This window comes from Streptosporangium saharense, assembly GCF_014203715.1.
In the GTDB taxonomy this organism is placed as follows: Bacteria; Actinomycetota; Actinomycetes; order Streptosporangiales; family Streptosporangiaceae; genus Streptosporangium; species Streptosporangium saharense.
Genome location: NZ_JACHJP010000006.1, coordinates 208,901 through 234,420, shown reverse-complemented (window position 1 = coordinate 234,420; position 25,520 = coordinate 208,901). Strand labels below are relative to the sequence as shown.

Genomic DNA, 25,520 nt, shown 5'->3' with positions numbered 1-25,520 from the left:
GATGCGTGTAAAGCGTGCCGGGACCGTGCTTGTCGCCGTGGCGGCCATGGTGGCCGGGCTCACCGCGTGCGGCGGCGGGAGCGGCGGCGGCAAGTTCGTCGTGGGCATCAAGTTCGACCAGCCAGGACTCGGTCAGAAGCAGCCGGACGGTTCGTTCAAGGGCTTCGACGTGGACGTGGCGAGATACGTCGCCAAGGAGCTCGGCTACCAGGACAACCAGATCGAGTTCAAGGAGGCCATCTCGGCCAACCGGGAGCCCTTCATCCAGCAGGGCCAGGTCAACATCGTCGCCGCGACCTACTCGATCACCGACGACCGCAAGAAGAAGATCTCCTTCGCCGGGCCGTACCTCATCACCGGGCAGGACGTCCTGACCCGCGCGGACGACACGACGATCAACGGTGAGGAGGACCTGAGGAACAAGAAGGTGTGCGGCGCCCAGGGCTCCTCCTCGCCCAAGCGCCTGGTGGACAAGTTCGGCGAGGCGTGGAAGAGCCAGTACCTCATCGAGCAGCAGGGCTACGGCGCCTGCCTGCCGCTGCTGGAGAACAAGCAGGTCGACGCGATCTCCACGGACGCGACGATCCTCGCCGGGTTCGCCACCCAGTCGCCGGGCAAGTTCCGCCTCGTCGGCAAGCCCTTCTCCGAGGAGAAGTACGGCATCGGCCTGAAGCTCGACGACAAGGACACCCGCGAGAAGATCAACAAGGCCCTCGAGAAGATGTTCGCCGACGGCAGCTGGAAGAAGGCCGTGGACGCCAACTTCGGGGAGTTCGGCAAGTTCTTCACCACGCCGCCCGCCATCGAGCGCTACTGACCCACCCCCGGGCCGGGGCACGCGTCCCCGGCCCGGGGTCTCCCTGGAGGGACGAGTGCAGGCACTCCTCGACGAATTCCCGGTCATCCTGAACGCCTTCTGGCTGACCATCCGGCTCACGCTCGCCAGCGGGGCCGCGGCGCTGGTCCTCGGGACGATCCTGGCCGCGATGCGGGTCAGCCCGCTGCCCGTGCTGCGCGGCATCGGCACGGCCTACGTCAACATCCTGCGGAACACCCCGCTGACCCTGGTGATCGTGTTCTGCGGACTCGGTCTCGGCCTGGTCCTGGACGTCTCGTTCTCCACGAGCCTGTCCACCAACTACCTCTGGCTGTCGATCATCGGCCTGTCGGCCTACACGGCCGCGTTCGTCTGCGAGGCGATCAGGTCCGGGATCAACACCGTGCCGGTCGGCCAGGCGGAGGCGGCCCGCGCCATCGGCCTGACCTTCTCCCAGAACCTCAGGCTGATCGTGCTGCCCCAGGCGCTGCGCGCGGTGGTCGCCCCGCTGGGCAGCATCCTGATCGCGCTGACCAAGAACACCACGATCGCCGCGGCCATCGGCGTCACCGAGGCGTCCCTGACGATGAAGACACTCTTCGAGGCGCACGGCGACGCGGTCGTCCCGATCTTCTTCGGGTTCGCGCTCGGCTTCCTAGTGCTGACCCTGCCGACCGGGCTGCTGTTCACCTGGCTGTCCAGGCGCCTGGCGGTGGTCCGATGAGCACACGCTCGACCGACATCCTCTACGACGCCCCCGGCCCCCGCGCCCGAGCGCGCAACACCGTGCTCACGGTGGTGGTCGTCGTGGTCGCGCTGCTGGCCGCCTACACGATGGTGGCCAAGCTGGGCGAGAAGAACCAGCTCGACCCGGCCCTGTGGACGCCGTTCCTGCGGGGCGACGTGTGGATCAACCTGATCGTGCCGGGCCTGCTGAACACCCTGAGCGCCGCGCTGGTCGCCTCGCTGATCGCGGTGCCGTTCGGGTTCGTCCTGGGCATCGGGCGGCTGTCCGACCACGCCCTGATCCGCGTCCCCGCCGGGGTGGTCGTCGAGTTCTTCAGGGCGATCCCGCTGCTCATCATGATCTTCGCGGTGATGTACGGCGGAAGCGCGGTCTTCGGGCTCACCGTGACGCCGTTCGCCGCCGTGGTCGTCGGCCTAGTCCTGTACAACGGCTCCGTGCTGGCCGAGATCGTGCGGGCGGGCATCCAGGCCGTGCCACGCGGCCAGTCGGAGGCGGCCTACGCCGTCGGCCTGCGCAAGGGCCAGGTCATGCGGATGATCCTGCTGCCGCAGGCCGTCACGGCGATGATGCCGGCGATCGTCTCGCAGCTCGTTGTGCTCCTGAAGGACACGGCGCTGGGCTTCATCGTCTCCTTCGAGGACCTGCTGAACGCGGGGGCGCGGGTGCTGCCGTCCAACTTCAACAACCTCATCCCCTCCGTGATCGTCATCGCGGTCGTCTACATCATCATCAACCTGGTCGTCGGCGCCGTCGCCACCTGGCTGGAGCGACGCAGCCGCCGCAGTCGTAAGACCACGGCCACGCCGGTCGAGCCCCCGGGGGCGATCGTGGTGGCCGGTACGACCCCCGGCGTCTCCGCGGTCGACTGACGGCGCCCGGGAAAAGCTGATCATCACTGTTTGGGAGGCTGCGTCAGGTGACCACGGGAGACGAATTTCCGCACGCCACGAGGGATGAGGACCATACCGGCGACAGGCGACGGGTTATCGGGCAGGATGGCGCCATGTCCCCCGAGCAGGCCGTCCGGCCGTACGGTACCTGGCCCTCTCCGATCTCGACCACGGGTGTCGCCCGGTCAGGGCTGCGCCTGGGGTTCCCGACGGTGTCCGGCACCCAGACGTGGTGGACCGAGGACCGTCCCCTTGAGGGCGGCCGCACCACGATCGTGCGGCAGGACTCCGACGGCACGCGCACACAGCTCCTGGCCGCCCCGTGGAACGCCAGGACGCGCGTCCACGAGTACGGCGGGCGGCCCTACGCCCTGGTCCCCGGTGGCGGCCTGGTGTTCACGAACTTCGCCGACCAGCGCCTCTACCTGCTGTCCCCCGGCGCCGAGCCCGTGCCCGTCACGCCGGAGCCCAAGCCCGAGTGCGGTCTGCGTTACGCGGACATGACCGTCCACGACGGGCGGATCCTGTGCGTGCGCGAGCGGCACCACGACGACGGGCGGGTCAGCCGCTCGATCGTCTCCATCCCGCTGGACGGCGGGTCCGAGCCCCGCGAGCTGGTCGGCGGAAGCGACTTCTACGCCTTCCCCGTCCTGTCGCCCGACGGCGAGCACCTGGCCTACGTCTGCTGGGACCACCCCCGTATGCCGTGGAACGGCACCGAGATCCGGGTCACCCGGCTGTCGGACGGCCTGACCAGCACGGTGGCCGGGGGGCTTGAGGAGTCGGTCCTGGCCCCCCACTGGCGTGACGACCGGAGCCTGTACTTCGTCTCCGACCGCTCAGGCTGGTGGAACCTCTACCTGAGCGGCCTCGGCGGCTCCCCCGCGCGGGCGCTCCACCCCATCGACGAGGAGTGCGCCGGACCGCTCTGGCAGCTCGGCGGGGCACCGTACGCGCCGCTGGCCGACGGGCGGATCGTCCTGCTGCACGGCCGGGGTGACCTGCGCGTGGGCGTGCTCGACCCCGAGGACGGCACGCTGACCGACCTGGACACCCCCTATGACGGCTGGCACCCGTCCCTGTCCTGCGACGGGCGGACGGTGGCCGCGATCGCCTACGGCCCGGCGATCCCCCGCGCCGTCGTCAGGCTCGACCCCGCGACGGGGAAGACCGAGGAGTTCCGGCGCGACGTCACCGAGCTGCCCGACCCCGCCTACCTGCCCGTCCCCAGGAGCGTCGAGTTCGAGGGCAGCTCGGGGCGCCGGGTGCACGCGATCGTCTACCCGCCGACCAGCCCGGAGGCCCAGGGGCAGGGGGCGGCGCCGTACGTGGTGTTCGTCCACGGCGGCCCGACCGCGCACAGCATCAGCGCGCTCGACCTGGAGAAGGCCTTCTTCACCAGCAGGGGCATCGGGGTGCTCGACCTCAACTACGGCGGCTCGACCGGGTACGGCCGCGCCTACCGCGAGCTGCTGCACGGCGAGTGGGGAGTTGTCGACGTCGAGGACGCCGTCTCCGCGGCGCAGTGGCTGGCCGCCGAAGGGCTCGCCGACCCGAAGCGGATCGCGATCAGGGGCGGCAGCGCGGGCGGCTGGACCGTCATGGCCGCCTGCTGCGCCTCCGACGCGTTCGCGGGCGGCGTCTCCTACTTCGGCGTGAGCGCGCTCGCCCCGTTCGTGACCACCACCCACGACTTCGAGTCCCGCTACATCGACTGGCTGGTCGGCACGGACCCCGTCCTGTACGGCTCCCGCGAACCACTCGCCCGGGTCTCCGAGGTGACGTGCCCGATGCTCCTGCTGCAGGGACTGTCCGACCCCGTGGTGCCTCCGGCGCAGTCGCAGGCCTTCGCCGACGCGCTGGCCGAACGCGGTGTCCCGTGCACCTACCTCACCTTCGAGGGAGAGTCGCACGGCTTCCGCCGCGCCGAGACCCGAAGCACGGCCCTGGCTACGGAGCTGGCGTTCTACCAGCAGCTGTTCCGTCCCTGACGTTTGGTCCCGCGTCTGCGGTGGTTCCCTATCGGGCGAACTCCGTGGCGCGGGACTCGCGGACCACGGTGATGCGGATCTGGCCGGGGTAGGTCAGCTCCTCCTCGACCTGTTTGGCCACGTCGCGGGCGATCACCTGGGCCTGGATGTCGTCGATCGCCTCGGGCTTGACCATGACCCTGATCTCCCTGCCCGCCTGCATGGCGAAGACCTTCTCGACGCCGTCGTAGGAGGTGGCGATCTCCTCAAGCCGCTCAAGGCGCTTGACGTAGGCCTCAAGGGACTCGCGCCGGGCCCCCGGTCTGCCGCCGCTGATCGCGTCCGCGGCCTGGGTGAGCACGGCCTCGACGGTCCTGACCTCGACCTCGTTGTGGTGGGCCTCGATGGCGTGGACCACGTCCTCGTGCTCGCCGTACCGTCTGGCGATCTCGGCGCCGATGAGCGCGTGGCTGCCCTCGACCTCGTGGGTGAGCGCCTTGCCGATGTCGTGCAGGAGCGTGCAGCGCTTGAGCAGCACGGGGTCGAGGCGGAGCTCGGCCGCCATGATGCCGGCGATGTGGGCCGACTCGACCAGGTGGCCGAGCACGTTCTGCCCGTAGGAGGTGCGGTAGCGGAGCTGGCCGAGGAGGGTGACCAGTTCGGGGTGCATGTCGGTGATGCCCAGTTCGACAAGGGCGTCCTCGCCCGCGCGCACGCACAGGTCCTGGACCTCGGCCCTGCTGCGCTCGTGGGCCTCCTCGATGCGCTGCGGGTGGATGCGGCCGTCGAGGACGAGCTTCTCCAGCGTCAGCCGGGCGGTCTCCCTGCGGACCGGGTCGAAGCACGACAGCAGGACCGCCTCCGGGGTGTCGTCGATGATGAGGTTGACCCCGGTGGTCGACTCGAAGGCGCGGATGTTGCGGCCCTCACGGCCGATGATGCGCCCCTTCATCTCGTCGCCCGGCAGGTGCAGGACGCTGACGACGGACTCGGCGGTCTGCTCGGTCGCCACCCGCTGGACCGCCAGGGTCACGATCTTGGTGGCGCGCTTCTCCCCCTCCTTGCGGGCCTGGCCCTCGATCTCTCTGACGATCAGGGCCGCCTCGCGTTTCGCCTGGTTCTCGATCTCCTTGACCAGCTCGGACTTGGCCTGCTCGCCGGTGAGCCCGGCCACCCGCTCCAGGACGGCCCTGCGTTCCTGGGCGGCCCGGTCGAGGTCCTCGCGGCGGTCGGCCAGCTCGGTCTCCGTCTCGGCGAGCTTGCGGGCCCGCTCGGCCTGGCGCCTGGCCTCCTCGTCGAGCCGCTGTTCCCGCTCGGCGAGCCGCTTCTCCCTGCGTTCGAGGTCGGAGCGGAACTCCTTGAGCTCCTGCTTCAGGAGCCTGCTCTCGGCCTCCGCCTCCTTGCGCAGCCCGGTGGCGGCCTCCACGGCGGCCTCGGACCTGCGCAGGATGTCTCCCGCCTCGTTCTCCGCCTTGGCGCGGATCTCGTCGGCCTCCTGCCTGGCCGCGTCGAGCTCCGTCTGGATCTCCTCAAGCTGTTCGGGCGAGGGGCCGCTTGGCCGTCCCACTGCTCCGCCGGTACGGCGTAGCAACACGATCAGCGCGGCTATCGTCGCCAAGGCGAGAACCGCGACCGCGACCGTCAAAGTGACGACCACAACCGAATTCATGCGCGCCCCGCCCTCCTCGCGTTGCCAATAGCAAGACACGAGGGGTCACACGCACGGCACGGAAAGTCCACATGGTGGTATCACCAGGACATATGTTGATCCGGGAGCGACGCCGCATCAGCCCATCCCACCGGCCCTGTCGCCTGCCCGCATCCATCAAGCTTGTTCGTCCGCAATTTACCGTTATGACAATCCGCACTGCGCGGAGTAACTCCTCACTGCCGTCGAGGTTAAGCGTCAAAGAGGTAACGGGCAAGCAAAGAGGCGCTGGGAAACGCCCGAACGTGAAGAGGCTCCTCTTTCTCCCGTACGGCACGGCCGGGGCACCGCGCCGACCTGGCAGTCCGGGTTTCGTCGCCCCGGCCCGTCAACGGCGACGATGTCCGTCAACTCCGGGGCGGCAGCCGTACGAAATCGGAGGGACACCGAGGGTCACGAAACTCCGGGGCGGGCTTCTGGATACGTGTCAGTCTTCCGGATAATCGCGTTCTTCCATGGAAGGGGATGAAGAGGGGAAATTGTCCGCCTCCTCGCTCTCCAGTGCCTCACGGATCACCCGGAAGGCCAGGCCGGGGCCGTATCCCTTTCTGGCGAGCATGCCCGCCAGCCTCCTGGTCCTGACCGCCGGGTCGAGGCCACGGGTCGAGGACAGCTTGCGCATGACCAGCGCGCGTGCCGTCTCGGCCTCCTGCTCGGGGTCGAGCTGCTCGATCGCGTCCTTGACGATGTCCTCGTCCACCCCCCGGTGGCGCAGCTCGGAGGCGAGGGCCTTCCTGGCCAGCCCCCGGCCCGCGTGGCGGGAGGTCACCCACGCCTCGGCGAACGCCTCGTCGTCGATGAGGCCGACCTCGGAGAACCGCTCAAGCACGGCCTCGGCGGCCTCCTGCGGCACCTCGCGCCGCTGGAGCGCCTCGGCGAGCTGGGCCCGGGTCCGTGGCGCCATGGTCAGCAACCGCAGGCAGATCGCCCGCGCCACCGCCTGCGGGTCGGCACCGGGCCCCCTGGCCGCCGCTGACCCCTCGACCGGGCCGTCGGGCAGGAAGCCGCTCCCCTGCCCCGAGCCTTCTTCGCGCCCTTCTCCGAAGCGTCCGGCGCGCCTGCCCCGGGCACGCCCGCTCCGGGCACCCCGGCCGCGCCGCCCCCGCCGGGTCTCCTCGGAGTCGGGCCAGGCACCCCAGTCCCGCGGTCCGGCCTCACCGGCCGGACCGGAATCGGGTCCCGTCGTCATCGGTCAGCCCGGATCAGACGTCACCCGGCTTGGGAGTCGAGGCCTTGGAGCCACGGCCCGAGGAGGCGGCGGGAGCAGGAGCGGCGGGCGGCGGGGTCGCGGGGGTGTCCAGGCGCGGGCCGATGCCGAGCTTCTCCTTGATCTTCTTCTCGATCTCGTTGGCGATGTCGGGGTGGTTCTTCAGGAAGTTACGGGCGTTCTCCTTGCCCTGGCCGAGCTGGTCGCCCTCGTAGGTGTACCAGGCGCCGGACTTGCGGACGAAGCCGTGCTCGACACCCATGTCGATCAGACCGCCCTCGCGGGAGATGCCGACGCCGTAGAGGATGTCGAAGTCGGCCACGCGGAAGGGCGGGGCCATCTTGTTCTTGACGACCTTCACGCGGGTGCGGTTGCCCACGGCCTCGGTGCCGTCCTTCAGCGTCTCGATGCGGCGGATGTCGAGACGGACCGAGGCGTAGAACTTCAGCGCCTTTCCACCGGTCGTGGTCTCGGGCGAGCCGAACATGACGCCGATCTTCTCGCGGAGCTGGTTGATGAAGATCGCGGTGGTGCCGGTGTTGTTGAGCGCGCCCGCCACCTTGCGCAGCGCCTGGGACATCAGGCGGGCCTGGAGGCCGACGTGGCTGTCGCCCATCTCGCCCTCGATCTCGGCCTTCGGCACCAGGGCTGCCACCGAGTCGATGACCAGCAGGTCGACGGCGCCGGAGCGGATCAGCATGTCGGCGATCTCAAGCGCCTGCTCACCGGTGTCGGGCTGGGAGACCAGCAGCGCGTCGGTGTCGACACCGAGCTTCTTGGCGTACTCGGGGTCGAGGGCGTGCTCGGCGTCGATGAAGGCCGCGATGCCACCGGCCCGCTGGGCGTTGGCCACGGCGTGCAGGGCGACGGTGGTCTTGCCGGAGGACTCGGGACCGTAGACCTCGACGATGCGGCCCCTCGGGAAACCGCCGATGCCCAGGGCCACATCGAGCGCGATGGAGCTGGTCGGGATCACCTCGATGGGCGCGCGGGCGTCGTCGCCGAGACGCATGACGGAGCCCTTGCCGAACTGCCGCTCGATCTGGGCGAGGGCGGTCTCAAGCGCCTTCTCGCGGTCGTTAGCTGCCATGGGAGCCCCCCTGGAGGGTCGCGGGTTGGATCGGTTGCCAGAAAGCTACGGGGTGCCACCGACATTTTCCGGAGAGCACGCCGAGCAGCGTCGGCGGGGTCCAATATAGCCGAACGACTGTTCGAGCGCGGCTCAACGACGACACATGTCCCGGGCCTGTCGAGACGGCCAACCCCATCCGGAAGGCGACATTTCCGAGAATTCCCCTACGGCTGTTGTCAGGGGGCTGACCTGGGGCGATCCTGAAGGCAGCCGACCCCGAGGTGCCGACGTGACCAGCACGTTCAGCCAGCAACGCCTGACCTACCTTGGGTCCCTGTCCGCCGAGTTGTCCCAGCGAGGGCTGGGCAGCCGCATGGTCGGCGGGGACGACCCGGTGCTGTGGGTGTGGCATCCGGAGAGCCTGAGGCAGACGATCGTCTTCGCCACCCCGGCCAGGGAGGGATGGCTCTTCCTGTGGTCCCCGGACGGCCAGGAGAGGGCGGGAGAGCTCCGGCGGGTCGCCGACTCCCTGGAACGCCTGCTGAACGCCTCGGCCCTCTCGGACTGACCCGTCACGGCAGGGCCCGGCCGTACGGGAAGCCCGGAGAGCTCAGGGGTGGCGTATCCCGATCGTCCCGCGCGGGCCGGACGCCCTTACCGTCGTCGCCCTCCGCCGTGGCGTACGTCGTCCGGCCCGCGCCCGCCCGGTCTGCCTGCCGGTTACGGCGGCGGTGACCGCGCGCTCCGGCGGATAGGGATCGGCGGGTCGCCAGTCCTGGCTGTCGCGGCTGTCCGCGCCGTAGCGCGGTACGACCACGGCCAGGAACACGGCCGCGGCCAGGAAAAACAGAAAATTGGTCATTTTTCCAGTCCACTTCCATTGCCCACTGCGTCCATTCTTGGCACGCTTGGGGCAAGTGGCCAGATCCAGTAGAGGACCAAATGGACCGTATTTCCACCGAACGTGACATCGTCGCGCTCCTCGGTGACTGGGCGTCGGGCCGGGGGCCCCTCTACCGCAAGCTGGCGGACGCGCTGACGCGGGCCGTCGAGGACGGGCTGCTGCTCCCCGACGACCGGCTGCCCTCCGAGCGCGGGCTCGGCGAGGCGCTCCAGGTGAGCAGGGCGACCGTGGTCGCGGCCTACCAGGAGCTGCGGGGCGCGGGGCTGCTGTCGAGCCGTCAGGGAAGCGGCACCAGGATCGCCTCGGACGTCAAGGTGCCCAGGCCGACCGCCGACGGGCGGGTGCCGGGCGGCACCGCGATGACGATCTTCCAGCGGCTGATCGACGGGCCCGGCGAGCTGATCTCCGTCGCGGTCGCGGCGGGCGGGGCGGCGCCGGAACTGGCCGTCACGCTGCGCGAGCTGGTCCGCGACGACCTGGACGAGCTGTTGTCTGGACCCGGCTACCACCCCTCGGGGCTGCCCGAGCTGCGTGAGGCCATCGCGGACTACCTGACGAGGAACGGCCTGCCGACCGCGCACGACGAGGTCGTGGTGACCACGGGCGCGCACCAGGGCCTGGTCCTGACGACGGAGCTGTACGTCAGCCAGGGCGCGACGGTGATCGTCGAGACGCCCAACTGGCCCGGCTGCCTGGACGTGTTCCGCTCCGCGGGGGCGCGTCTGGTGACCGTGCCGCTCGACGAGGAGGGCCCGGAGATCCACACGCTCGGCACCGTGCTGCGGGAGCGCAAGCCCTCGCTGCTCTACGTGATGCCGACCTACCACAACCCGACCGGGGTGCTCATGTCGGCGGCGCGCAGGCGCAGGATCGCCGAACTCGCCGCCGAGCACGAGGTGCCCGTCCTTGAGGACAACGCCTACATGACCTACCACCCCGAGTCGGGGGTCGTGCCCGCGCCGCTGGCCGCCTACGCGCCGCCGGGCACGGAGATGCTCTCGCTCGGCTCGCTCGCCAAGGCCGTCTGGGGTGGCCTGCGGATCGGGTGGGTCCGCGGGCCCGCGGAGATCGTGCAGCGGCTCTCCCGGCGCAAGGTCCTGGCCGACATCGGCAGCCCGGTGATCGACCAGGCTCTGGCGGCGAGGCTGATGCCCCGTCTCGACCGGATCCTCGCCGATCGGTCCAAGGAGCTGGGGCTGCAGCTCGACCACATGGACGCCCTGCTGCGGAACCGGCTGCCGAGCTGGCGCTGGCAGCGCCCCGACGGGGGCGGCGCCCTGTGGGTGGAGCTGCCCGGCGTGGACGCCATGGCCTTCGCCCAGGTCGCGGTACGGCACGGCGTGGACGTAGTGCCCGGCGCGGTGATGGACCCGGACGGCGGGCACGCCAACCACATCAGGCTGCCGTTCACCTTCTCCCCCGAGGTCCTCGACGAGCTCGTCCACCGGCTCGCCCGTGCCTGGTCGGAGATCGCCAGGCACGGGCCGGCGCCCGCCGTACAGGTCGTCGTGTGAGGACCGCTACGGCCCTGCGGCCCCCCGCCTGCGCATCAGGCCGTAGAACGTGATGCGCATGACGGGTCTGTCCTGGGCGTCGAGGAACTCCCCGCGCTGCTGGAGGATGCCGCAGTCAGGCCTGGACAGGGAGGCCGCGAGCCCGACGACCGTCGCCCTGCCGGTCAGGACGTCCCCCGGTCTGACCGGCCGCAGCCAGCGAAGCTCCTCCACACCGGGAGAGACCTCCGCCTCGGCGTGCAGCAGGACCCCCTCCGCGTAGAGCCTCATGAACAGCGCCGTCACGTGCCAGCCGCTGGCGATGAGGTCCTCGTCGTCGAGATGGCGGGGCTGCGGGTCGTACATCCGGGCGAACCCGACGATCTCCTCATGGGTGATCTTCTGGCTGCCCAGTTCGAAGACGTCCCCGACCTGGAAGTCCTCAAAGGCGCGCGGCATCGGCGGCCCCTTCCCGCGCCGAGGCGAGCCTGTCCGCCAGCCGGGGGAACAGGGCCAGGGTGTTGTCCTCGAACGGGATCTGTCCCGCCTCGGCCAGGTGGCGCAGGGTCTCGGCGACGACCGCGTCCCGCATGAACGGGAAGTCCGTGCCGAACAGGACGTTCTCCCTGCCCGTCACCTCCGCCAGGCAGGCCAGCGTCGCGGGTGAGGCGGCCTGGGCCGTCTCGTAGTACAGCCGCCGCAGCTCACCCGCCACGTCCACCTCGCCCGCCCCGGGCAGCACCCAGGTCGCCGCAAGCTCCAGGCGCCAGGCCAGGTACGGCACCGTGCCGCCCGCGTGGGCCAGGACGAACCGGATGTCGCGGCAGCGGGTGAGGGTGCCGCCGAAGAGCAGGTCGGCGACCGCCCGCGTGGTGTCCATGACGAAGTCGACGAGCGGGGGCGGGACCTTGGCGGCGAATCCCGGCCCGCCGACGCAGTCGCACCGGTACGCCGGGTTCGGGTGGACGAAGACCACGGCCCCGCGCCGGTCGAGCTCGTCGAAGACCGGGGCGAACGCCGGGTCGCCCAGATAGCGGCCGTCGGCCAGGCTCGCGCTCATGACGACCCCGTCGAGGCCGAGCACGTCGAGCGCGTACTCGATCTCAGCCAGGGCCGCCTCGACGTCGGGCAGGGGCAGGACGGCCAGGGCGCCGAACCTGCCGGGGAAGTCGCGCACCAGCTCGGCCGACCACTCGTTCGCCTGCCGTACCAGAGAGGAAGCGCCCTGGCCGAGCGCGGCGTCCGGCAGGAGTATCGACAGGATCGCCGCCCGGACGCCGTTGGCGTCCATCACCCGCAGGGAGTCCTCGACCGTCCACTCGGGGAGGGGGACGCCCGGTGCCATGTGCGTCACCCCTCTCCGGCGCAGCTCGGCGATCAGCGGCGGGTGGTAGCTGTGGTGGTGCACATCGATCCAGCCGCCGCCCATCTCAGATCTTCGCGATCTTCGGCAGCTGGCTCAGCGCCTCGTCGAGCTGGGCCTGGGGGATCGTGTAGTCCTCCAGCTCACCGGCCAGGTAGGCGTCGAAGGCGCCCAGGTCGAAGTGGCCGTGCCCGGACAGACCGAACAGGATGGTGCGCTCGCGGCCCTCCTCCTTGGCCGCGAGTGCCTCCTGCACGGCGCCGCGCAGCGCATGCGACGACTCCGGCGCCATGACGAAGCCCTCGCTCCTGGCGAACCGGACGGCCTCGGCGAACACCTCGCCCTGCTCGTAGGCGCGGGCCTCGATGTAGCCCTGCTCGTGCAGCGCGCACAGGGTAGGGGCGTCACCGTGGAAGCGCAGCCCGCCCGCGTGGATGGGCGCGGGCATGAAGCCGTGGCCGACCGTGCGCATGGGCAGCAGCGGCCCGAGCCCCGCGGAGTCGGGGTAGTCGTAGGTGTAGGTGCCCCGGGTGAGCGTCGGGCAGGCGGTGGGCTCGGCAGCGACGAACCTGGTCTGCGGCCGCTCCCCGGAGAGCCGGTCGGCCATGAAGGGGAAGACCAGCCCGGAGAAGTTGGAGCCCCCGCCGACGCACCCGACCACGACGTCGGGGTAGTCGCCCGCCATCTCCAGCTGGCGCTTGGCCTCAAGACCGATGACGGTCTGGTGCAGCACCACGTGGTTCATGGCCGAGCCGAGGGCGAACTTGGTGTCGTCGTGGGCCAGGGCGTCCTCGACGGCCTCGCTGATGGCGATGCCCAGGCTGCCGGACGACTCGGGGTCCTTGGCGAGGATGTCGCGGCCCGCCTGGGTGCGCTCGGTCGGGGACGGGAAGACCTCGGCGCCCCAGGTGTGCATGAGCGAGCGGCGGTAGGGCTTCTGGTGGTAGGAGGCACGCACCATGTAGACCGTGACGGCGACGCCGAACAGGCTGCCCGCGAAGGACAGCGCCGAGCCCCACTGCCCGGCGCCGGTCTCCGTCGTGAGACGCCGTACGCCCTCGTTGGCGTTGTAGTAGACCTGCGGGATCGCGGTGTTGGGCTTGTGCGAGCCCGCGGGCGAGACGCCCTCGTACTTGAAGTAGATCTTCGCCGGGGTGTCCAGCGCCTTCTCCAGGCGGTCGGCCCGCACCAGGGGGCTCGGCCGCCACATCCGGTAGATGTCGCGAACCTGCTCGGGGATGTCGATCCAGCGCTCCGGGGAGAACTCCTGCTCGATCACCGCCTGCGGCAGCAGCGGCGCGAGGTCCTCGGGGCGCAGCGGCTCGTGGGTGACGGGGTTGAGGTACGGCGGCAGCGGGGTGGGCAGGTCGGGCAGGATGTTGTACCACTGCTGGGGCAGGTCGTTCTCCGCCAGGATGAACTTCTTCACGGATCTACCGGTCCTTCCGTTCGGAACTGCGGCTAGAACTGCGGCGCGGCACTGGGGGCGCGCAGCGTGCCGAGGTGCTTGTGCCAGAGATGATCAGGATTCTCCTCGACCTGGCGGGTGATCTCTCGCATTTTGGTCAACGCGACCGGCTCACCGCCGTCGTAGACGTCGCCCTGGAGCATCTTCAGCACGTCGAGGCGGTATCTCGGGTCGGCCACGAAGGCCGTGAACAGGATGTTGAGGCGGTAGTAGATCGAGATGAACTCGTACCAGTTGCTCACGGCGTTGCGCAGCTTGCCCTCGTAGTTCGCGAAGGAGGGCTTGGTGAAGTCGCCCCGTTCGGCCGCCGCGAGGATGTCGTAGGAGGCGATCCTGGCGCTGTTCATGGCCACGCTGACGCCGCTGGAGAAGATCGGGTCGACGAAGCGGGCGGCGTCGCCGATCATCAGCCAGCCGTCGCCGCAGATCTCCCGCATGGCGTAGCTGTAGTCGCCCTCGGGCTTGAACGGCCTGACCTGCTTGCTCGCGCGCAGCGCCTCGGCCAGCTCGGGGCGGCTCTCCACGCACCTCCAGAAGAAGGTCTCCCAGTCGGACCCGGACTCGCTGAAGTGCTTCTTCTGGGTGACGACCCCGATGCTGGTGACCGTGTCGGTGATGGGGATCTGCCACACCCAGGTGTCGGTGATGGGCAGGAAGTGGACGAAGATGTAGTCGCTCTGCTCCTTGCTGACCGACAGCGCGCCACGGTCGAGCCCGTCGAACCAGGTGTGCACCGCGTACTGGTTGAACACCGGGTCGGAGACCTTGAGCTTGAGCTGCCTGCCGAGGAAGGTGTTGCGCCCGCTGGCGTCGATCACCATCCTGGCCCGGATGTCGGTCTCCCTGCGGCCCATGCTGAAGACCAGCTTGGGCTCGGGCTCGGAGAAGTCGACCCGGCGCACGCGGATGCCCTCGTAGACCTTGGCGCCGAGCGACTCGGCGTGCTGCAGCAGGATCAGGTCGTACAGCCCGCGGTCCACGTGGTAGGTGTAGTCCTGGTTCACCCCCGCCTGGTCACGCTCGCTGAAGTCGATCTCGGCCGTGCCGAAGCCGTGGGAGACCTCGAAGCCCAGGGTGGGGATCTTCGAGTCGATCGCCGAGGTCCAGGCGGCGCCGTACTTCCTGGGGAAGCCCGCGGCCTCGATCTTCGGCAGCGCGCCGATGTCGGACAGCACGGGGGTGGTCGCGGGGATCAGGGACTCCCCCACGTGCTCACGCGGGAAGATCGCGCTCTCGAACACACCGCAGGACAGCCCGGCCTGCGACAGGTAGGAGGCCATCGTGGATCCCGCGGGACCGCCCCCGATGATCGCGATGTCGAAGTCAACGTCAGACATGATTGGCCTTCCCCTCGTGGACACGTTCACGGGCACACCGGTACACGTTCACTCGCTCACTCGCCGCCGAGCCGTACGACGAGGGCGCTGATGCTCCGCAGGTCCTTGAAGTTCCCGCCGACCATCTCCTCCATGGGGATCTCGATCCCGTACTGTTCCCTGATGAATCCGACGAGCCGGGTGGTCGTGAGCGAATTGAGAATTCCCCATTCGAGCAACGGGGTCTCCGGCTCGATCTCCACGTCCGAGGTGTCAAGGATTCTTTCCTGCAGGTATTTGCGGAGTACGTCGGAGACCTCCGAACCGTTCATTAGCAGCTCCCGTCTCGTGGGTGACCCATCGGGCGGTCACGCCGCCGTGGCCGTGGATCTGGGCACGACCACCGGCACGAGACTACGAAGCGGCGCTCTGACTGTCCTCCTGACAAATATTGAACTTCACCCTCCGCGAGCCCTCCGGGGGACAGGGTTTCTCCTCCTTTCGTAGGGGGTGGAAAGGACGAGCCTCCCCACGTTTCCCGGTTTCCGGGACAGAAGGGTTGAGTACGGCTTCCGCTGGAATGATGAGGACAGCCGAAAGCGGCCGATCCTAAGCTTCCGAGAGTGGATTTCGCCTGGGATCCCGACCAGCGGGAGCGATACGAGCTGGTCCGGGAAAAGACACGTACATGGCCGGTGACCGAGAACGGGTTCCTCACCCGTGAGGACTGGGGGCGGTGCGCGGCGCTCGGGCTGACGGGCCTGTCCGTGCCCGTGGAGTACGGCGGCGGCGGACTCGGCTTCCTGGACACGGCGCTGACCGTCGAGGCCTTCGGCAGGGGCTGCCAGGACATGGGGCTGGTCTTCGCCACCATGGCGCACCTTTTCGCCTGCGCGATGCCCGTCGCCGAGCACGGCCGCGAGGAGCTGCGGGCGGCGACGCTCCCCGGGCTGTGCTCCGGCGACCTCGTCGGCGCCAACGCGATCACCGAGGAGGGGGCGGGCTCCGACGTCACCGCGATGACGACGCGCGCGGTCGCCGACGGCGACGACTACGTCATCACCGGGGTCAAGTCCTTCGTGAGCAACGCGCCGATCGCGGACGTCTTCACGGTCTACGCCTCGACCGACCCGGCCTTCGGGCACATGGGGGTGAGCGCCTTCGCCGTGTCGCGCCGTACGCCGGGACTGACCGTCGGCGAGCCGTTCCGCAAGGTGGGGCTGGAGAGCGTCCCTGCGGCGGAGGTCACCTTCGACGGGTGCCGGGTGCCGGCGAGCGCCATGCTCGGCGTGCGGGGGCAGGGGGCGGCGATCTTCCAGTCGTCGATGCGCTGGGAGCGCACCTGCCTGTTCGCCGGATACGTGGGCCTGACGGAACGGCTGCTGGACGCGGTGGTCGAGCACGCCGGGGAACGCAGGCAGTTCGGCCGCCGCATCTCGGACAACCAGGCGGTCTCCCACCGCGTCGCGCGGCTGCGGCTGCGCCTTGAGGCGGCGCGGCTGCTGCTGTGGCGGGCCTGCTGGCGGCTCGACCGGGGTGAGCGGGCCGTGCTCGACGTCGCGATGGCCAAGCTGGCGGTCAGCGAGGGCGCGGTGCGGGCCGGTCTCGACGCCGTGCAGATCTTCGGCGGGGCGGGCATCCGCGGTGCGGCGGGGGTGGAGCGCGCGCTGCGGGACGCGCTGCCCTCGACCGTCTTCTCCGGCACCTCGGAGATCCAGCTCGAACAGATCGTCAAGGAGCTGGGGCTGTGAGACTGCACGAACTCGTCCGTGAGAGCGCCCGCCGCGACCCCACCGCGCTCGCCGTCGCCGGGCCCGACGCCTCCCTGACCTACGGCGAGCTGGACGCCGAGGCGGACCGCCTGGCCCACGCGCTGGCCGCGACCGGTGTACGGCGGGGCGACCGGGTGGCGCTCTGGCTCGACAAGTCGGCGCGGGCCGTGGTCGCGACCCAGGCGGTGCTGCGCCTTGGGGCCGCCTACGTGCCCGTCGACCCGCTCAGCCCGGTCGAGCGGGCCGTGCACCTCGTGCGTGACTGCGCGCCGCGTGCCGTGGTCACCACGCCCGAGCGGCTGCGGACGCTCGAACTCAACGGCGTCGAGGTGCCCGCGCCCGGTCCGGGGCCCGAGGGGACGCCACCGCCGCTGCCCGAGCCGGAGGGGACGGCCGACGACCTGGCCTACATCCTCTACACCTCGGGCTCGACCGGCGTGCCGAAGGGGGTCTGCCTGTCGCACCGCAACGCGCTGGCCTTCGTCGGCTGGGCCGCCGCCGAGCTGGAGGCCGTCCCCGGCGACCGGTTCGCCAACCACGCCCCCTTCCACTTCGACCTGTCGGTGCTCGACCTGTACGTCGCCTTCCACGCGGGGGCCTCGGTGCACCTGATCCCGCAGGAGACGGCCTACGCGCCGCGCCTGCTGGTCGAGTTCCTGCTCGGCCGCCGGATCACCGTGTGGTACTCGGTACCCTCGGCGCTGATCCTGATGGCCCGTGACGGCGGGCTGCTCGACACGCGCCCGACCGCGCTGCGCGCGCTGCTGTTCGCGGGCGAGCCGTACCCCGTGACGCATCTGCGCGGGCTGCGCGAGCACCTGGCCGGGGTGCGCATGCTCAATCTGTACGGCCCGACGGAGACCAACGTGTGCACCTTCCACGAGGTCGGTGAGGTTCCCAAGGACCAGACGCTGCCGGTGCCGATCGGGCGGGCCTGCTCCGGCGACCGGGTGTGGGCCGTCAGGCAGGACGGGGGCGTTGCCGGTCCCGGCGAGGAGGGGGAACTGGTCGTCGAGGGGCCGACGGTGATGCTGGGCTACTGGGGCGCCCCACCGCAGGCCGGGCCGTACGCGACGGGAGACCGGGTGGTGCTGCGGGAGGACGGCGAGTACGACTTCCTCGGCAGGAGTGACGGACAGGTCAAGATCCGGGGGTACCGGGTCGAGATCGGGGAGATCGAGGCGGCGCTGCAGGCCCATCCCGCCGTCGGCGACGCGGCCGTCGTGGTGACCGGCAGCGGGATCGACGCCAGGCTCGTCGCCTATCTGGTGCCCTCGGGGACCGAGCGCCCGAACCTGCTGGAGATCAAGCGCCACTGCGCCGCCGTACTGCCCCGGCACATGATCGTCGATGCCGTCCGGCACGTCGAGGAGCTGCCCAGGACGCCGAACGGCAAGGTCCACCGTCGCCTGCTCGCCGCGGAGGCACGATGACGCCGACTCCCACGGGCACGGTCGACCTCGATCCCCGCCCGTCCGGGTCCCAGACCCCGCGTCGCGGGAAGGGCACCCTCACCTATGTCCTGACCGCGGTCCTGCCCGCGCTGGCGGCCCTCGGTCTGCTGGTGATGCTGGGGACCTCCACCGATTCCGCGCGGACGCCCCCGGGGTCGGGTCCCCTCGACCACAGCGTCCAGTTGTTCGCCGCGATAGCCGTGGTCATCCTGGCCGCCAGGCTCTTCGGGCGGCTGGCCAGGAGCGTGGGGCAGCCGCCCGTCGTCGGGGAGATCTTCGCCGGGCTCTGCCTCGGCCCCTCGGTGCTCGGCGCGCTCCTGCCCGGCGCGAGCGCCTGGCTCTTCCCCACGGAGGTGCGTCCCGTCCTGCAGGGACTGGCCGACCTGGGGCTGATCGCCCTGATGTTCGTGGTCGGCCAGGAGACGAAGCAGACCTCCTTCCGCGGGCAGGGCGGGGCCGCCGTGACGATCGCCCACGCGGGCATCGCGGGTCCCTTCCTCGGCGGCGCGCTCCTGGCGAGCCTGCTCTACCGCGACTGGGCGGGTCCGCAGGCCAGCCCGGTGGTCTTCGCGATGTTCCTCGGCTCCGCCCTGTCGATCACGGCCTTCCCGGTGCTCGCCCGCATCCTGGTCGAGCGGAACATGTTCCGCACCCCGCTGGGGCGGCTGAGCATGCTGTGCGCGGCCATCGCCGACGTGGTCGCCTGGTGCCTGATCGCCGCGATGACCGCGGTGGCCGGCCGGGACACCCCGGCCAGGGCGGTGCTCACCGTGACGCTGGTGATCGTGTACGGCGTCGCGATGACCTGGCTGGTCCGGCCCTGGCTGGCCAGGGTCCTCACCGCGCTCGAAGGCCGTGCGGAGATCCGCCTGCTGGTGCTGCTGGCGGGTCTGCTCGCCTCCTCCGCGGTGACGTCGGCGATCGGGATCCACGCGATCTTCGGCGCGTTCCTGTACGGCCTGTGCTGCCCGGCGGGGTCCCTCACCCGGCTGACCGAGCGGATCAACTCCGTCTCCGGCCTTCTGCTGCTGCCGTTCTTCTTCGTTGGCACGGGGCTGCGCACCGACGTCTGGCGCAGCGGGTTCGACGCCTCGCTGGTGGGCGTCACCGCGCTCGTCGTGGCGGTCGCGATGCTGGGCAAGCTGGCGGGCCCGATGCTGATGGCCCGTTCGACCGGGTTGAGCTGGCCGGACTCCGCCTCTCTTGGCGTGCTGCTCAACGCCAGGGGGCTGACGGAGCTGGTCGTGCTCAACCTCGGTCTCGCCCTGGGGCTGCTCAGCGAGCGGTTGTTCGTGGTGCTGGTCGCCATGGCGCTGGTGACGACCGCGGCGACGGCCCCGCTACTCTCGCTGCTCGGCCGTCTGACGGCCCGTCAGCGGGACGGAGGGGCCCGCCGGCTGTAGCCCGACCAGCAGGCCCACGACGACCAGGGCGGCCCCGGCGAACTCCGGCCAGCCGGGGTGGCCCGTGCCCAGGACGACGGCGGCGACGATGGTGCCCAGCGGCAGGAAGCCGGAGAACAGGCCCGCCCGCTCGGCGCCGAGGCGGGGCAGCGCGTCGTACCAGCAGAAGAACGCGAAGGCGGTCACGACCACGGCGAGGTAGGCCAGCGCCGCGGCCTCGGAGGCCGTGGGCATCCGCAGCATCCGTGGCCCGTCCACGACGGCCCCGGCGACCAGCAGCAGCGGCACGGCGGCGGCGGCCGAGTAGGCGGCGACCCTGATGGCGCCGAGCTTCGGCAGCAGCGGGATCGCCAGCAGCGAGAAGCCGACCTCCCCGCCGAGCGCTCCCAGCGCGAGCAGCACCCCGACGAGCGTCGCGCCGCCGAGGCCGATGGTGACAGCCGCCCCGGTGGCGACCACGACCGCCGCGACCACGACGTGCGGGGTCGGTCTCCTGCCCTCCATGAGCGGCGTCGCCACCGCGAAGACGATGGGGACGGTGGCCACGATCGTGCCGACCATCGCCGGGTCGGCGTAGCGGGTCGACTCGACGATGAACACGTTGAACGCCGCGAGCCCGACCAGGGCCAGGAGCGCGACGAGGAGGATCTCGCGGCGGTTCAGCCTGACCGGCGGCAGCCGCCTGGCCCTCGCGACGGCGAACAGCAGGACCGCGCCGACGGCGTAGCGCACCGCCTGCCCGCCGTACACCGGGTAGCCGTGAAGCGCAGGAGAGACCCCCGTCAGCGTGCCGACGCAGAACATCGCGGTCGCGGCGCCGATCATGCCGCGCCGCCTGTCGGCCTTGTCTCGTATGAACGTCACGGAGTGCCATCGTGGCAAGCACGGCGATCTTGTGGAAGTGCCAATGGGCGGACAAGTGGACTGACCTCCCGTTACGCGTTGGCCGCCCGGCTGCGTTCCTCCTGTGGATACCTCCTGCGGGACAGGTGGGCGGGGTTCTCCCCCACCTTCATCAGGCCCGTCTCGTAGGCGTAGATCACCGCTCCCGCACGATTGCGCAGATGCTTCTTGTGCAGCACGTTCTGGACGTGGGACTTGACGGTGCTCTCGCTGAGTGACAGGTCCCTGGAGATCTCCGCGTTGGTGTAGCCGCGGGCCAGCAGGCGCAGCACGTCCAGTTCCCTGTTCGTCATGTCGGCGACCGGCGGCGTCCGCGGCGACCCGGCCGCCACGGTCCTGACGGCCCGCTGGCACGCCTCGGGGGCGAGGAGGGAGTATCCGGCCGACAGCATCCTGATCGCGGCGCGCAGTTCCTCGGCGGAGGCGTTGGTGAACAGCAGCCCCCCGACCTCCGGTTCGGCCACGTCGAGGGAGCGGGCGTCCCAGACGTCGACGAGCGCGAGGAAGCGGGGGGCCTCGCCGGGCAGCTCGGCCGCGATCTTCCTGGCCGCCTCAAGGGAGTCGGCGCAGTCGCTGAGCGGTCCCATCACGACGACCTCGGGGCACAGGTCGCGGATGCTGCGGATGGTGTCCGCCGAGTCGGTCGTCTCACCGGTCACCGCCATGTCTCCGGTCTCGTCGAGGATCTCCCTCAGTCCGATCCGGAGAAGCGTGCGGCTCTCGGCCAGAAGGACCGTTTTCTTCGGGGTGGCATTCTTCATCGTCACCGTATCTGGCCTGGGAAATCGCGGTTTCGGCGGCTCTTTTCCCGCGCGCCCGGGGACACGGCGGGAGGTCACGGACGTTCCAGAGCATGGGGTACGGCCGCCGCCGGCGGGGGCCGGACGGGCCGTCCTCCTGGTGGGCCCGTCCCTGACGAGCGAACCAGGGGTCATGGGGTGGGTCGGCTCGCGGTCGACAAGAGACACAGCGGACAGACCCCCACTATCCGGATACTCATACCTCGGGTATACAACAGCGCGATCGCAATGTATCTACCAATTTTTGTGACTTAACCCTCGCTATTTGCGACCGGAACGATATTCGGCCAGGTGGCGGCCTTACGGGAAAAGTCGATCAACGTATCGAACCATACGGAATCCGACAGGACTCAACGGAACAGGCCGCCGCCGATGAGTAGGGCATGACACATGACTTGCGGGTTTACCCTGCTGAACGCCGCATCGGGGAAAGGAGGGCAAGTCCCCCGGGCGCGGGCGTTCAAGATCGGCCCCAGGAAAGGGATGACCATATCGTTCGACATTTCGCGCCGGGGGCCGTGGCGTCGAGGGTTGTTCAACGCAGCCGTGCGGCGACGTCGGCGGTGACGCACACGGCCCGCCAGACCTCCTTGGCCGCGACACCGTCGGCCAGCGCCTGGTTGACGGTCCTGCCGCCCAGGGCCGCGATGACGTAGTCCTGGGCCCACGACTCGGCGTATCCGGCACCGAAGTGCGTGTTCATCCGGCTCCAAAACTCCGACAGGCGCATCACTCCAGTATGGGACACCCCCGGACGTCCCTAACTCCGCAGCGCCCTCTCGATCGCGGCGAGGGTCTCCTCCTCCAGCATCTCCCCGTGCCCGCCGACGAAGTAGCGCTCGACCATCTCGAACACCACGGTCTCGCTCCCGGCGACCTTCTCCGCGACGTACTCGGGCCCCGCCTTGGCGGAGGCGTCGCTGCGCAGATAGGTCAGGTCCGCGAAGTACGGCGTGACCCACGGCAGCGAGTTACGGGTGAACGAGTCACCCACGAGGAGAGTCCTGGGTTTGTAGAGCGGCGCCCCGGTGGAGGCGTTCGCGGTGGTGAACGAGGTGGGAAGCTGGGTGTCGTCCTGTCCGGTGCGCCGTACCCCCTGCCTGACCAGGGACCATCGGTCGATGGTCTCCTCGCGTGGCGTGCCCAGCATCGGCCCCAGGTCACCGACCCTCGGTGCCTGCCCGATCCGCACCAGGCGGGTCCCGCGCTCCAGCTTCGGATCGAGCGCCCGTGCCAGGGTCGCGCCGTACAGTCCGCAAGAGCGCTCGTTCCAGTGGCTGTCGGTCCGCCAGTAGGTCGGCGCGCCGGTCTCCCGGCGCAGCCGTTCGAGCGGGCCCCGCAGGTCCACGTATCCGGGCAGGTCGGCCCGCTGGAGTGCCGTCCAGAACTCCTGTTTGCGCCTTTCCAGGCACCGTTGGCCGAGGAAGCGCCCGGGGAGCTCGTCGGGGTGGGCCGTGGTCTTGTCGGGGGCGACGGTGAGGACGAACCTCCTGCCCGACCTCCGTACGGTCTCGGCCAGTCTGCGGGTCCGCTCCAGGGTCTCGGCGACGCTCCAGCGCGGCCCGCACGCCTCGATCACGTCGTCGCCGAAGTAGAGCCAGCCGTCACGGCCCTCGACGACGTGGGGATAGGTCGGTTTCCTACCGGTGTTGTACGACGGCGGCTGGCCGAACACCCCCTCGGACAGGGTGACGTTTCCGCGTACGGCGTGCTGCCGCAGCGGCAGGTGCGCCACGGCCCATGACTCGGTCTCGGGGATGAAGTCCCAGCCCTTCGACAGCGAGGGGAACTCGGGCAGCTTCCTGTTCTCGATCTCCACGGCCCGCTCCCCCAGGGCGAAGGCCAGCGCGGGCCCGAAGAAGAACAGCCCCGCGACCAGCAGTCTCGGCAGCCGCCGCCTCGCGAGGGGACGGCCACGCCGTTCGGAGGACGTCGCCTCGGTCCTGACGGCGGTCATCTTCCGTCTCCCCTCAGAACTGGTAGTACAGGAAAGGGCTGAAGGTGCCCGCGGCGACCAGCACCCCCGCGTAGGGGGCAGCTACCCAGGTCATCGCGGCCCGCACCACCCGCACCGCGCCTCCCCTGCCCGACTCGATCAGCGGGCCGAGCGTGAGCGAGGCGGGCAGCAGCACGACCGTCAGCGCGAGCGCGAGGGTGAGCGCCCGCTGGTGGGTGAGCGCGAAGGCCGCGAACTCGTCCAGCTCACCCGGCGTCCAGACGAACATCGCCCGCAGCACCTCCCCCGCCTCGGTCATGCTCTCCGCGCGGAAGAACACCCAGCCGACCACGACCAGCAGGAACGTCACCGCGCGACGCGCCAGCGTGGCCAGTGCGGTTCCCGGGGGACGGTCCCAGCCGAGCAGCCGTTCGACGACCAGGAGAGCGCCGTGGTAGAGCCCCCAGACCAGGAAGGTCCAGTCGGCACCGTGCCAGAAGCCGCAGAGCACGAAGATGACCAGCAGGTTGCGGTAGGTCGCCAGGGTGCCGCCGCGGTTGCCGCCCAGCGGGATGTAGACGTAGTCGCGGAACCAGCGCGAGAGCGACATGTGCCAGCGCCGCCAGAAGTCCGTGACGGAGTAGGCGGAGTAGGGCCGGTTGAAGTTCTCCGGGAGCCGGAAGCCGAGCATCGTGCCCAGGCCGATGGCCATGTCGGAGTAGCCGGAGAAGTCGAAGTAGATCTGGACGGTGTAGGACAGCGCGGCCAGCCAGGCGGTCGGGGTCGTGATCTGGCCGCCCGCCTGGGCGAACGCGGCGTCGGCGACCGGGGCGATCGTGTCGGCGACGACCACCTTCTTGACCAGGCCGAGCGCGAACCGGGGGAAACCTGCGGCGAAGTCGCCGAACCGGTCGCGCCGCGTCTCGGTGAGCTGCTCGGAGATCTCGTGGTAGCGGACGATCGGCCCGGCGACGAGCTGGGGGAACATCGCGATGTAGGTGACGAACCCGACCGGACTGCGCTGGGCGGGCCTGCTGCCCCGGTAGACGTCCACCACGTAGGACAGGTGGTGGAAGGTGAAGAACGAGATCCCGATCGGCAGGGCGATCTCCACGATCGGGGTGTGCCCGAGCCCCAGCGCGCTCGACAGCGCGTCCGCCTGCCTGCTGGCGAACCCGCCGTACTTCCACACGGCCAGGATCGCCAGGTCCCAGCCGACCGCCGCGACCAGCAGCCCCCTGCGCGCGCGTGGCCGCTCGCGCGCCCACGCCGAGCCGACCGCCAGTCCCGCGCCGTAGTTGACGGCGATCGCCGAAAGCAGCAGCACGACGTACGGCCCGGCGCCCCAGGTGTAGAAGACCAGGCTGACCACGGCGACGAGCCCGTTGCGCCAGTGCCTTGGCAGCACCCAGTAGGCGAGCAGGGTCGCGGGCATGAAGAACCACAGGAACAGCGGGGACGAGAAGGACATCAGGGTTCCAGGTCGGTCTCGGCTCGGACGGCCGGATGGGTCGTTCTCACCGTTCCCCTGCTTCCCTCACCCTGAAATCACACGACATATCAAGACTTGACCATGCCGATATCCGTGGCCCCGGTGGGTACGGCCCGCGTCCTTCGTCAAACTGCCGGAAACGGCACTCTCAGCGACGAACGGCCCCCCGGCATGGGTCAGTATAGCGACACTTGATCGACTTCCGGGGGACCAAGCATGCCTTTCCGGGATACCCCTTGATAAGGGCGGCTTCGACCCACGGTAAACGTCGGCCCGGAATTTACCGGATAAATCCTATTTGGTCATAGGACGCGGGAGCCGTACATCTCGCCGAGGGGGTCGGCGAGCAGCTCCAGACGGGCGCCGTCGGGGTCGCGGAAGTAGATGGAGGCGCCGCTCTCGATCTGGTGCGGCACGCCCGCCGCCTCCAGCTTGCCGCGCAGCCGTTCCCAGGTCGCCGGATCGACGGACAGCGCGATGTGGTGCAGGCCGCCGAGCACCTCCCGGTAGGGACCGAGATCCAGGCCGGGGAAGTCGAAGAAGGCCAGCAGATTGCCGTTGCCGACGTCGAAGAAGAAGTGGTTCGACCCCCGGTAGTCGCGGTTCTCGACGATCTCGGTGAGGGGGAACTCCAGCAGGTCCTGGTAGAAGGCGATCGTGGTCTCGACGTCCGAGCAGAGCAGCGCGACGTGGTGCACTCCCCTGACGCTGCTCCGCGGGCGGTGCTCCCTGAGGTGCTCCACCCTGATCCGCTCACGTGCCGCCTCGATGGCGGGGTGGTCGACGCTCATCGCTCACGCTCAC

At 70.1% G+C, this 25,520-nt stretch carries 24 protein-coding genes; 9 read left to right on the top strand and 15 right to left on the bottom strand.

The window, feature by feature from the left end; genetic code table 11:
• Window position 1 precedes the first annotated feature (1 nt).
• From FHS44_RS26605 to FHS44_RS26590, 4 genes are all read left to right on the top strand, one after another.
• A complete protein-coding gene (locus FHS44_RS26605; protein WP_184719421.1) occupies window positions 2-817 on the top strand; it encodes a glutamate ABC transporter substrate-binding protein in 816 nt (271 codons plus the stop codon).
• 55 nt (window positions 818-872) lie between these two features.
• A complete protein-coding gene (locus FHS44_RS26600; protein ID WP_184719419.1) occupies window positions 873-1,541 on the top strand; it encodes an amino acid ABC transporter permease in 669 nt (222 codons plus the stop codon).
• Window positions 1,538-2,434, top strand: a complete 897-nt coding sequence (locus FHS44_RS26595; RefSeq protein WP_184719417.1) for an amino acid ABC transporter permease — start codon at window positions 1,538-1,540, stop codon at window positions 2,432-2,434. The genes FHS44_RS26600 and FHS44_RS26595 overlap by 4 nt, the downstream gene beginning before the upstream one ends.
• 134 nt (window positions 2,435-2,568) lie before the next feature.
• Window positions 2,569-4,446 (top strand): S9 family peptidase, encoded by a 1,878-nt coding sequence (locus tag FHS44_RS26590; protein ID WP_184719415.1) that lies wholly within the window; start codon window positions 2,569-2,571, stop codon window positions 4,444-4,446.
• A gap of 28 nt (window positions 4,447-4,474) precedes the next feature.
• Here FHS44_RS26590 and rny read toward each other — a convergent pair whose 3' ends face one another.
• The 3 genes from rny to recA all read right to left on the bottom strand — a co-directional run bounded on the left by rny (window position 4,475) and on the right by recA (window position 8,430).
• On the bottom strand, window positions 4,475-6,094 hold the full coding sequence (gene rny, locus FHS44_RS26585; RefSeq protein ID WP_184719413.1) for a ribonuclease Y: 1,620 nt from the start codon (window positions 6,092-6,094) through the stop codon (window positions 4,475-4,477).
• Window positions 6,095-6,560: 466 nt separating this feature from the next.
• The gene (recX, locus tag FHS44_RS26580) at window positions 6,561-7,322 is read right to left on the bottom strand and encodes a recombination regulator RecX (RefSeq protein WP_184719411.1); all 762 of its coding nucleotides are present in this window, start codon (window positions 7,320-7,322) and stop codon (window positions 6,561-6,563) included.
• 13 nt (window positions 7,323-7,335) lie between these two features.
• The gene (recA, locus tag FHS44_RS26575) at window positions 7,336-8,430 is read right to left on the bottom strand and encodes a recombinase RecA (protein WP_184719409.1); all 1,095 of its coding nucleotides are present in this window, start codon (window positions 8,428-8,430) and stop codon (window positions 7,336-7,338) included.
• 271 nt (window positions 8,431-8,701) lie between these two features.
• Between recA and FHS44_RS26570 the strand changes: the two genes are divergently transcribed.
• Window positions 8,702-8,980 (top strand): hypothetical protein, encoded by a 279-nt coding sequence (locus FHS44_RS26570; RefSeq protein WP_184719407.1) that lies wholly within the window; start codon window positions 8,702-8,704, stop codon window positions 8,978-8,980.
• A 42-nt stretch (window positions 8,981-9,022) separates the two neighbouring features.
• On the opposite strand, the gene FHS44_RS26565 is transcribed toward FHS44_RS26570, so the two are convergent.
• Entirely contained in the window at window positions 9,023-9,274 is a 252-nt protein-coding gene (locus FHS44_RS26565; protein ID WP_184719405.1) for a hypothetical protein, read from the bottom strand.
• An 80-nt stretch (window positions 9,275-9,354) separates the two neighbouring features.
• Here FHS44_RS26565 and FHS44_RS26560 point away from each other — a divergent pair, with 80 nt between their 5' ends.
• On the top strand, window positions 9,355-10,830 hold the full coding sequence (locus FHS44_RS26560) for an aminotransferase-like domain-containing protein (RefSeq protein ID WP_184719403.1): 1,476 nt from the start codon (window positions 9,355-9,357) through the stop codon (window positions 10,828-10,830).
• 6 nt (window positions 10,831-10,836) lie between these two features.
• Here the strand turns inward: FHS44_RS26560 and FHS44_RS26555 are convergent, their stop codons facing one another.
• From FHS44_RS26555 to FHS44_RS26535, 5 genes are read right to left on the bottom strand one after another with little or no spacing between them, the layout of a single operon-like run.
• A complete protein-coding gene (locus FHS44_RS26555) occupies window positions 10,837-11,268 on the bottom strand; it encodes a MaoC/PaaZ C-terminal domain-containing protein (protein WP_184719401.1) in 432 nt (143 codons plus the stop codon).
• Window positions 11,252-12,238, bottom strand: a complete 987-nt coding sequence (locus tag FHS44_RS26550; protein WP_184719399.1) for an amidohydrolase family protein — start codon at window positions 12,236-12,238, stop codon at window positions 11,252-11,254. The genes FHS44_RS26555 and FHS44_RS26550 overlap by 17 nt, the downstream gene beginning before the upstream one ends.
• A gap of 1 nt (window position 12,239) precedes the next feature.
• A complete protein-coding gene (locus FHS44_RS26545; protein WP_184719397.1) occupies window positions 12,240-13,601 on the bottom strand; it encodes a TrpB-like pyridoxal phosphate-dependent enzyme in 1,362 nt (453 codons plus the stop codon).
• 32 nt (window positions 13,602-13,633) lie between these two features.
• Complete coding sequence (locus FHS44_RS26540) at window positions 13,634-14,977, bottom strand: NAD(P)/FAD-dependent oxidoreductase (RefSeq protein ID WP_184719394.1); 1,344 nt, start codon at window positions 14,975-14,977, stop codon at window positions 13,634-13,636.
• A 56-nt stretch (window positions 14,978-15,033) separates the two neighbouring features.
• Window positions 15,034-15,288 carry an acyl carrier protein gene (locus tag FHS44_RS26535; RefSeq protein WP_184719392.1) on the bottom strand — a complete coding sequence of 85 codons (255 nt, stop codon included), beginning with the start codon at window positions 15,286-15,288 and terminating at the stop codon, window positions 15,034-15,036.
• Window positions 15,289-15,579: 291 nt separating this feature from the next.
• Here FHS44_RS26535 and FHS44_RS26530 point away from each other — a divergent pair, with 291 nt between their 5' ends.
• The 3 genes from FHS44_RS26530 to FHS44_RS26520 are packed head-to-tail and all read left to right on the top strand — an operon-like array spanning window position 15,580 to window position 19,585.
• A complete protein-coding gene (locus FHS44_RS26530; protein WP_184719390.1) occupies window positions 15,580-16,707 on the top strand; it encodes an acyl-CoA dehydrogenase family protein in 1,128 nt (375 codons plus the stop codon).
• The gene (locus FHS44_RS26525) at window positions 16,704-18,161 is read left to right on the top strand and encodes an amino acid adenylation domain-containing protein (protein ID WP_184719388.1); all 1,458 of its coding nucleotides are present in this window, start codon (window positions 16,704-16,706) and stop codon (window positions 18,159-18,161) included. The genes FHS44_RS26530 and FHS44_RS26525 overlap by 4 nt, the downstream gene beginning before the upstream one ends.
• Window positions 18,158-19,585 carry a cation:proton antiporter domain-containing protein gene (locus FHS44_RS26520; RefSeq protein ID WP_184719386.1) on the top strand — a complete coding sequence of 476 codons (1,428 nt, stop codon included), beginning with the start codon at window positions 18,158-18,160 and terminating at the stop codon, window positions 19,583-19,585. The genes FHS44_RS26525 and FHS44_RS26520 overlap by 4 nt, the downstream gene beginning before the upstream one ends.
• Here the strand turns inward: FHS44_RS26520 and FHS44_RS26515 are convergent.
• The 6 genes from FHS44_RS26515 to FHS44_RS26490 all read right to left on the bottom strand — a co-directional run bounded on the left by FHS44_RS26515 (window position 19,523) and on the right by FHS44_RS26490 (window position 25,507).
• Complete coding sequence (locus tag FHS44_RS26515) at window positions 19,523-20,449, bottom strand: DMT family transporter (RefSeq protein WP_312863822.1); 927 nt, start codon at window positions 20,447-20,449, stop codon at window positions 19,523-19,525. The genes FHS44_RS26520 and FHS44_RS26515 overlap by 63 nt on opposite strands.
• Window positions 20,450-20,520: 71 nt before the next feature.
• Window positions 20,521-21,249: a response regulator transcription factor gene (locus FHS44_RS26510; RefSeq protein WP_246436105.1), complete on the bottom strand. Its 729-nt coding sequence runs from the start codon at window positions 21,247-21,249 to the stop codon at window positions 20,521-20,523.
• A gap of 574 nt (window positions 21,250-21,823) precedes the next feature.
• Complete coding sequence (locus FHS44_RS26505; RefSeq protein ID WP_184719382.1) at window positions 21,824-22,018, bottom strand: DUF3046 domain-containing protein; 195 nt, start codon at window positions 22,016-22,018, stop codon at window positions 21,824-21,826.
• A 30-nt stretch (window positions 22,019-22,048) separates the two neighbouring features.
• Window positions 22,049-23,245, bottom strand: coding sequence for an alginate O-acetyltransferase AlgX-related protein (locus tag FHS44_RS26500; RefSeq protein ID WP_184719380.1), 1,197 nt, complete (start codon window positions 23,243-23,245; stop codon window positions 22,049-22,051).
• Between the two features lie 13 nt (window positions 23,246-23,258).
• Entirely contained in the window at window positions 23,259-24,695 is a 1,437-nt protein-coding gene (locus FHS44_RS26495; RefSeq protein ID WP_184719378.1) for an MBOAT family O-acyltransferase, read from the bottom strand.
• A gap of 323 nt (window positions 24,696-25,018) precedes the next feature.
• Entirely contained in the window at window positions 25,019-25,507 is a 489-nt protein-coding gene (locus FHS44_RS26490) for a VOC family protein (RefSeq protein WP_184719376.1), read from the bottom strand.
• Window positions 25,508-25,520 lie beyond the last annotated feature (13 nt).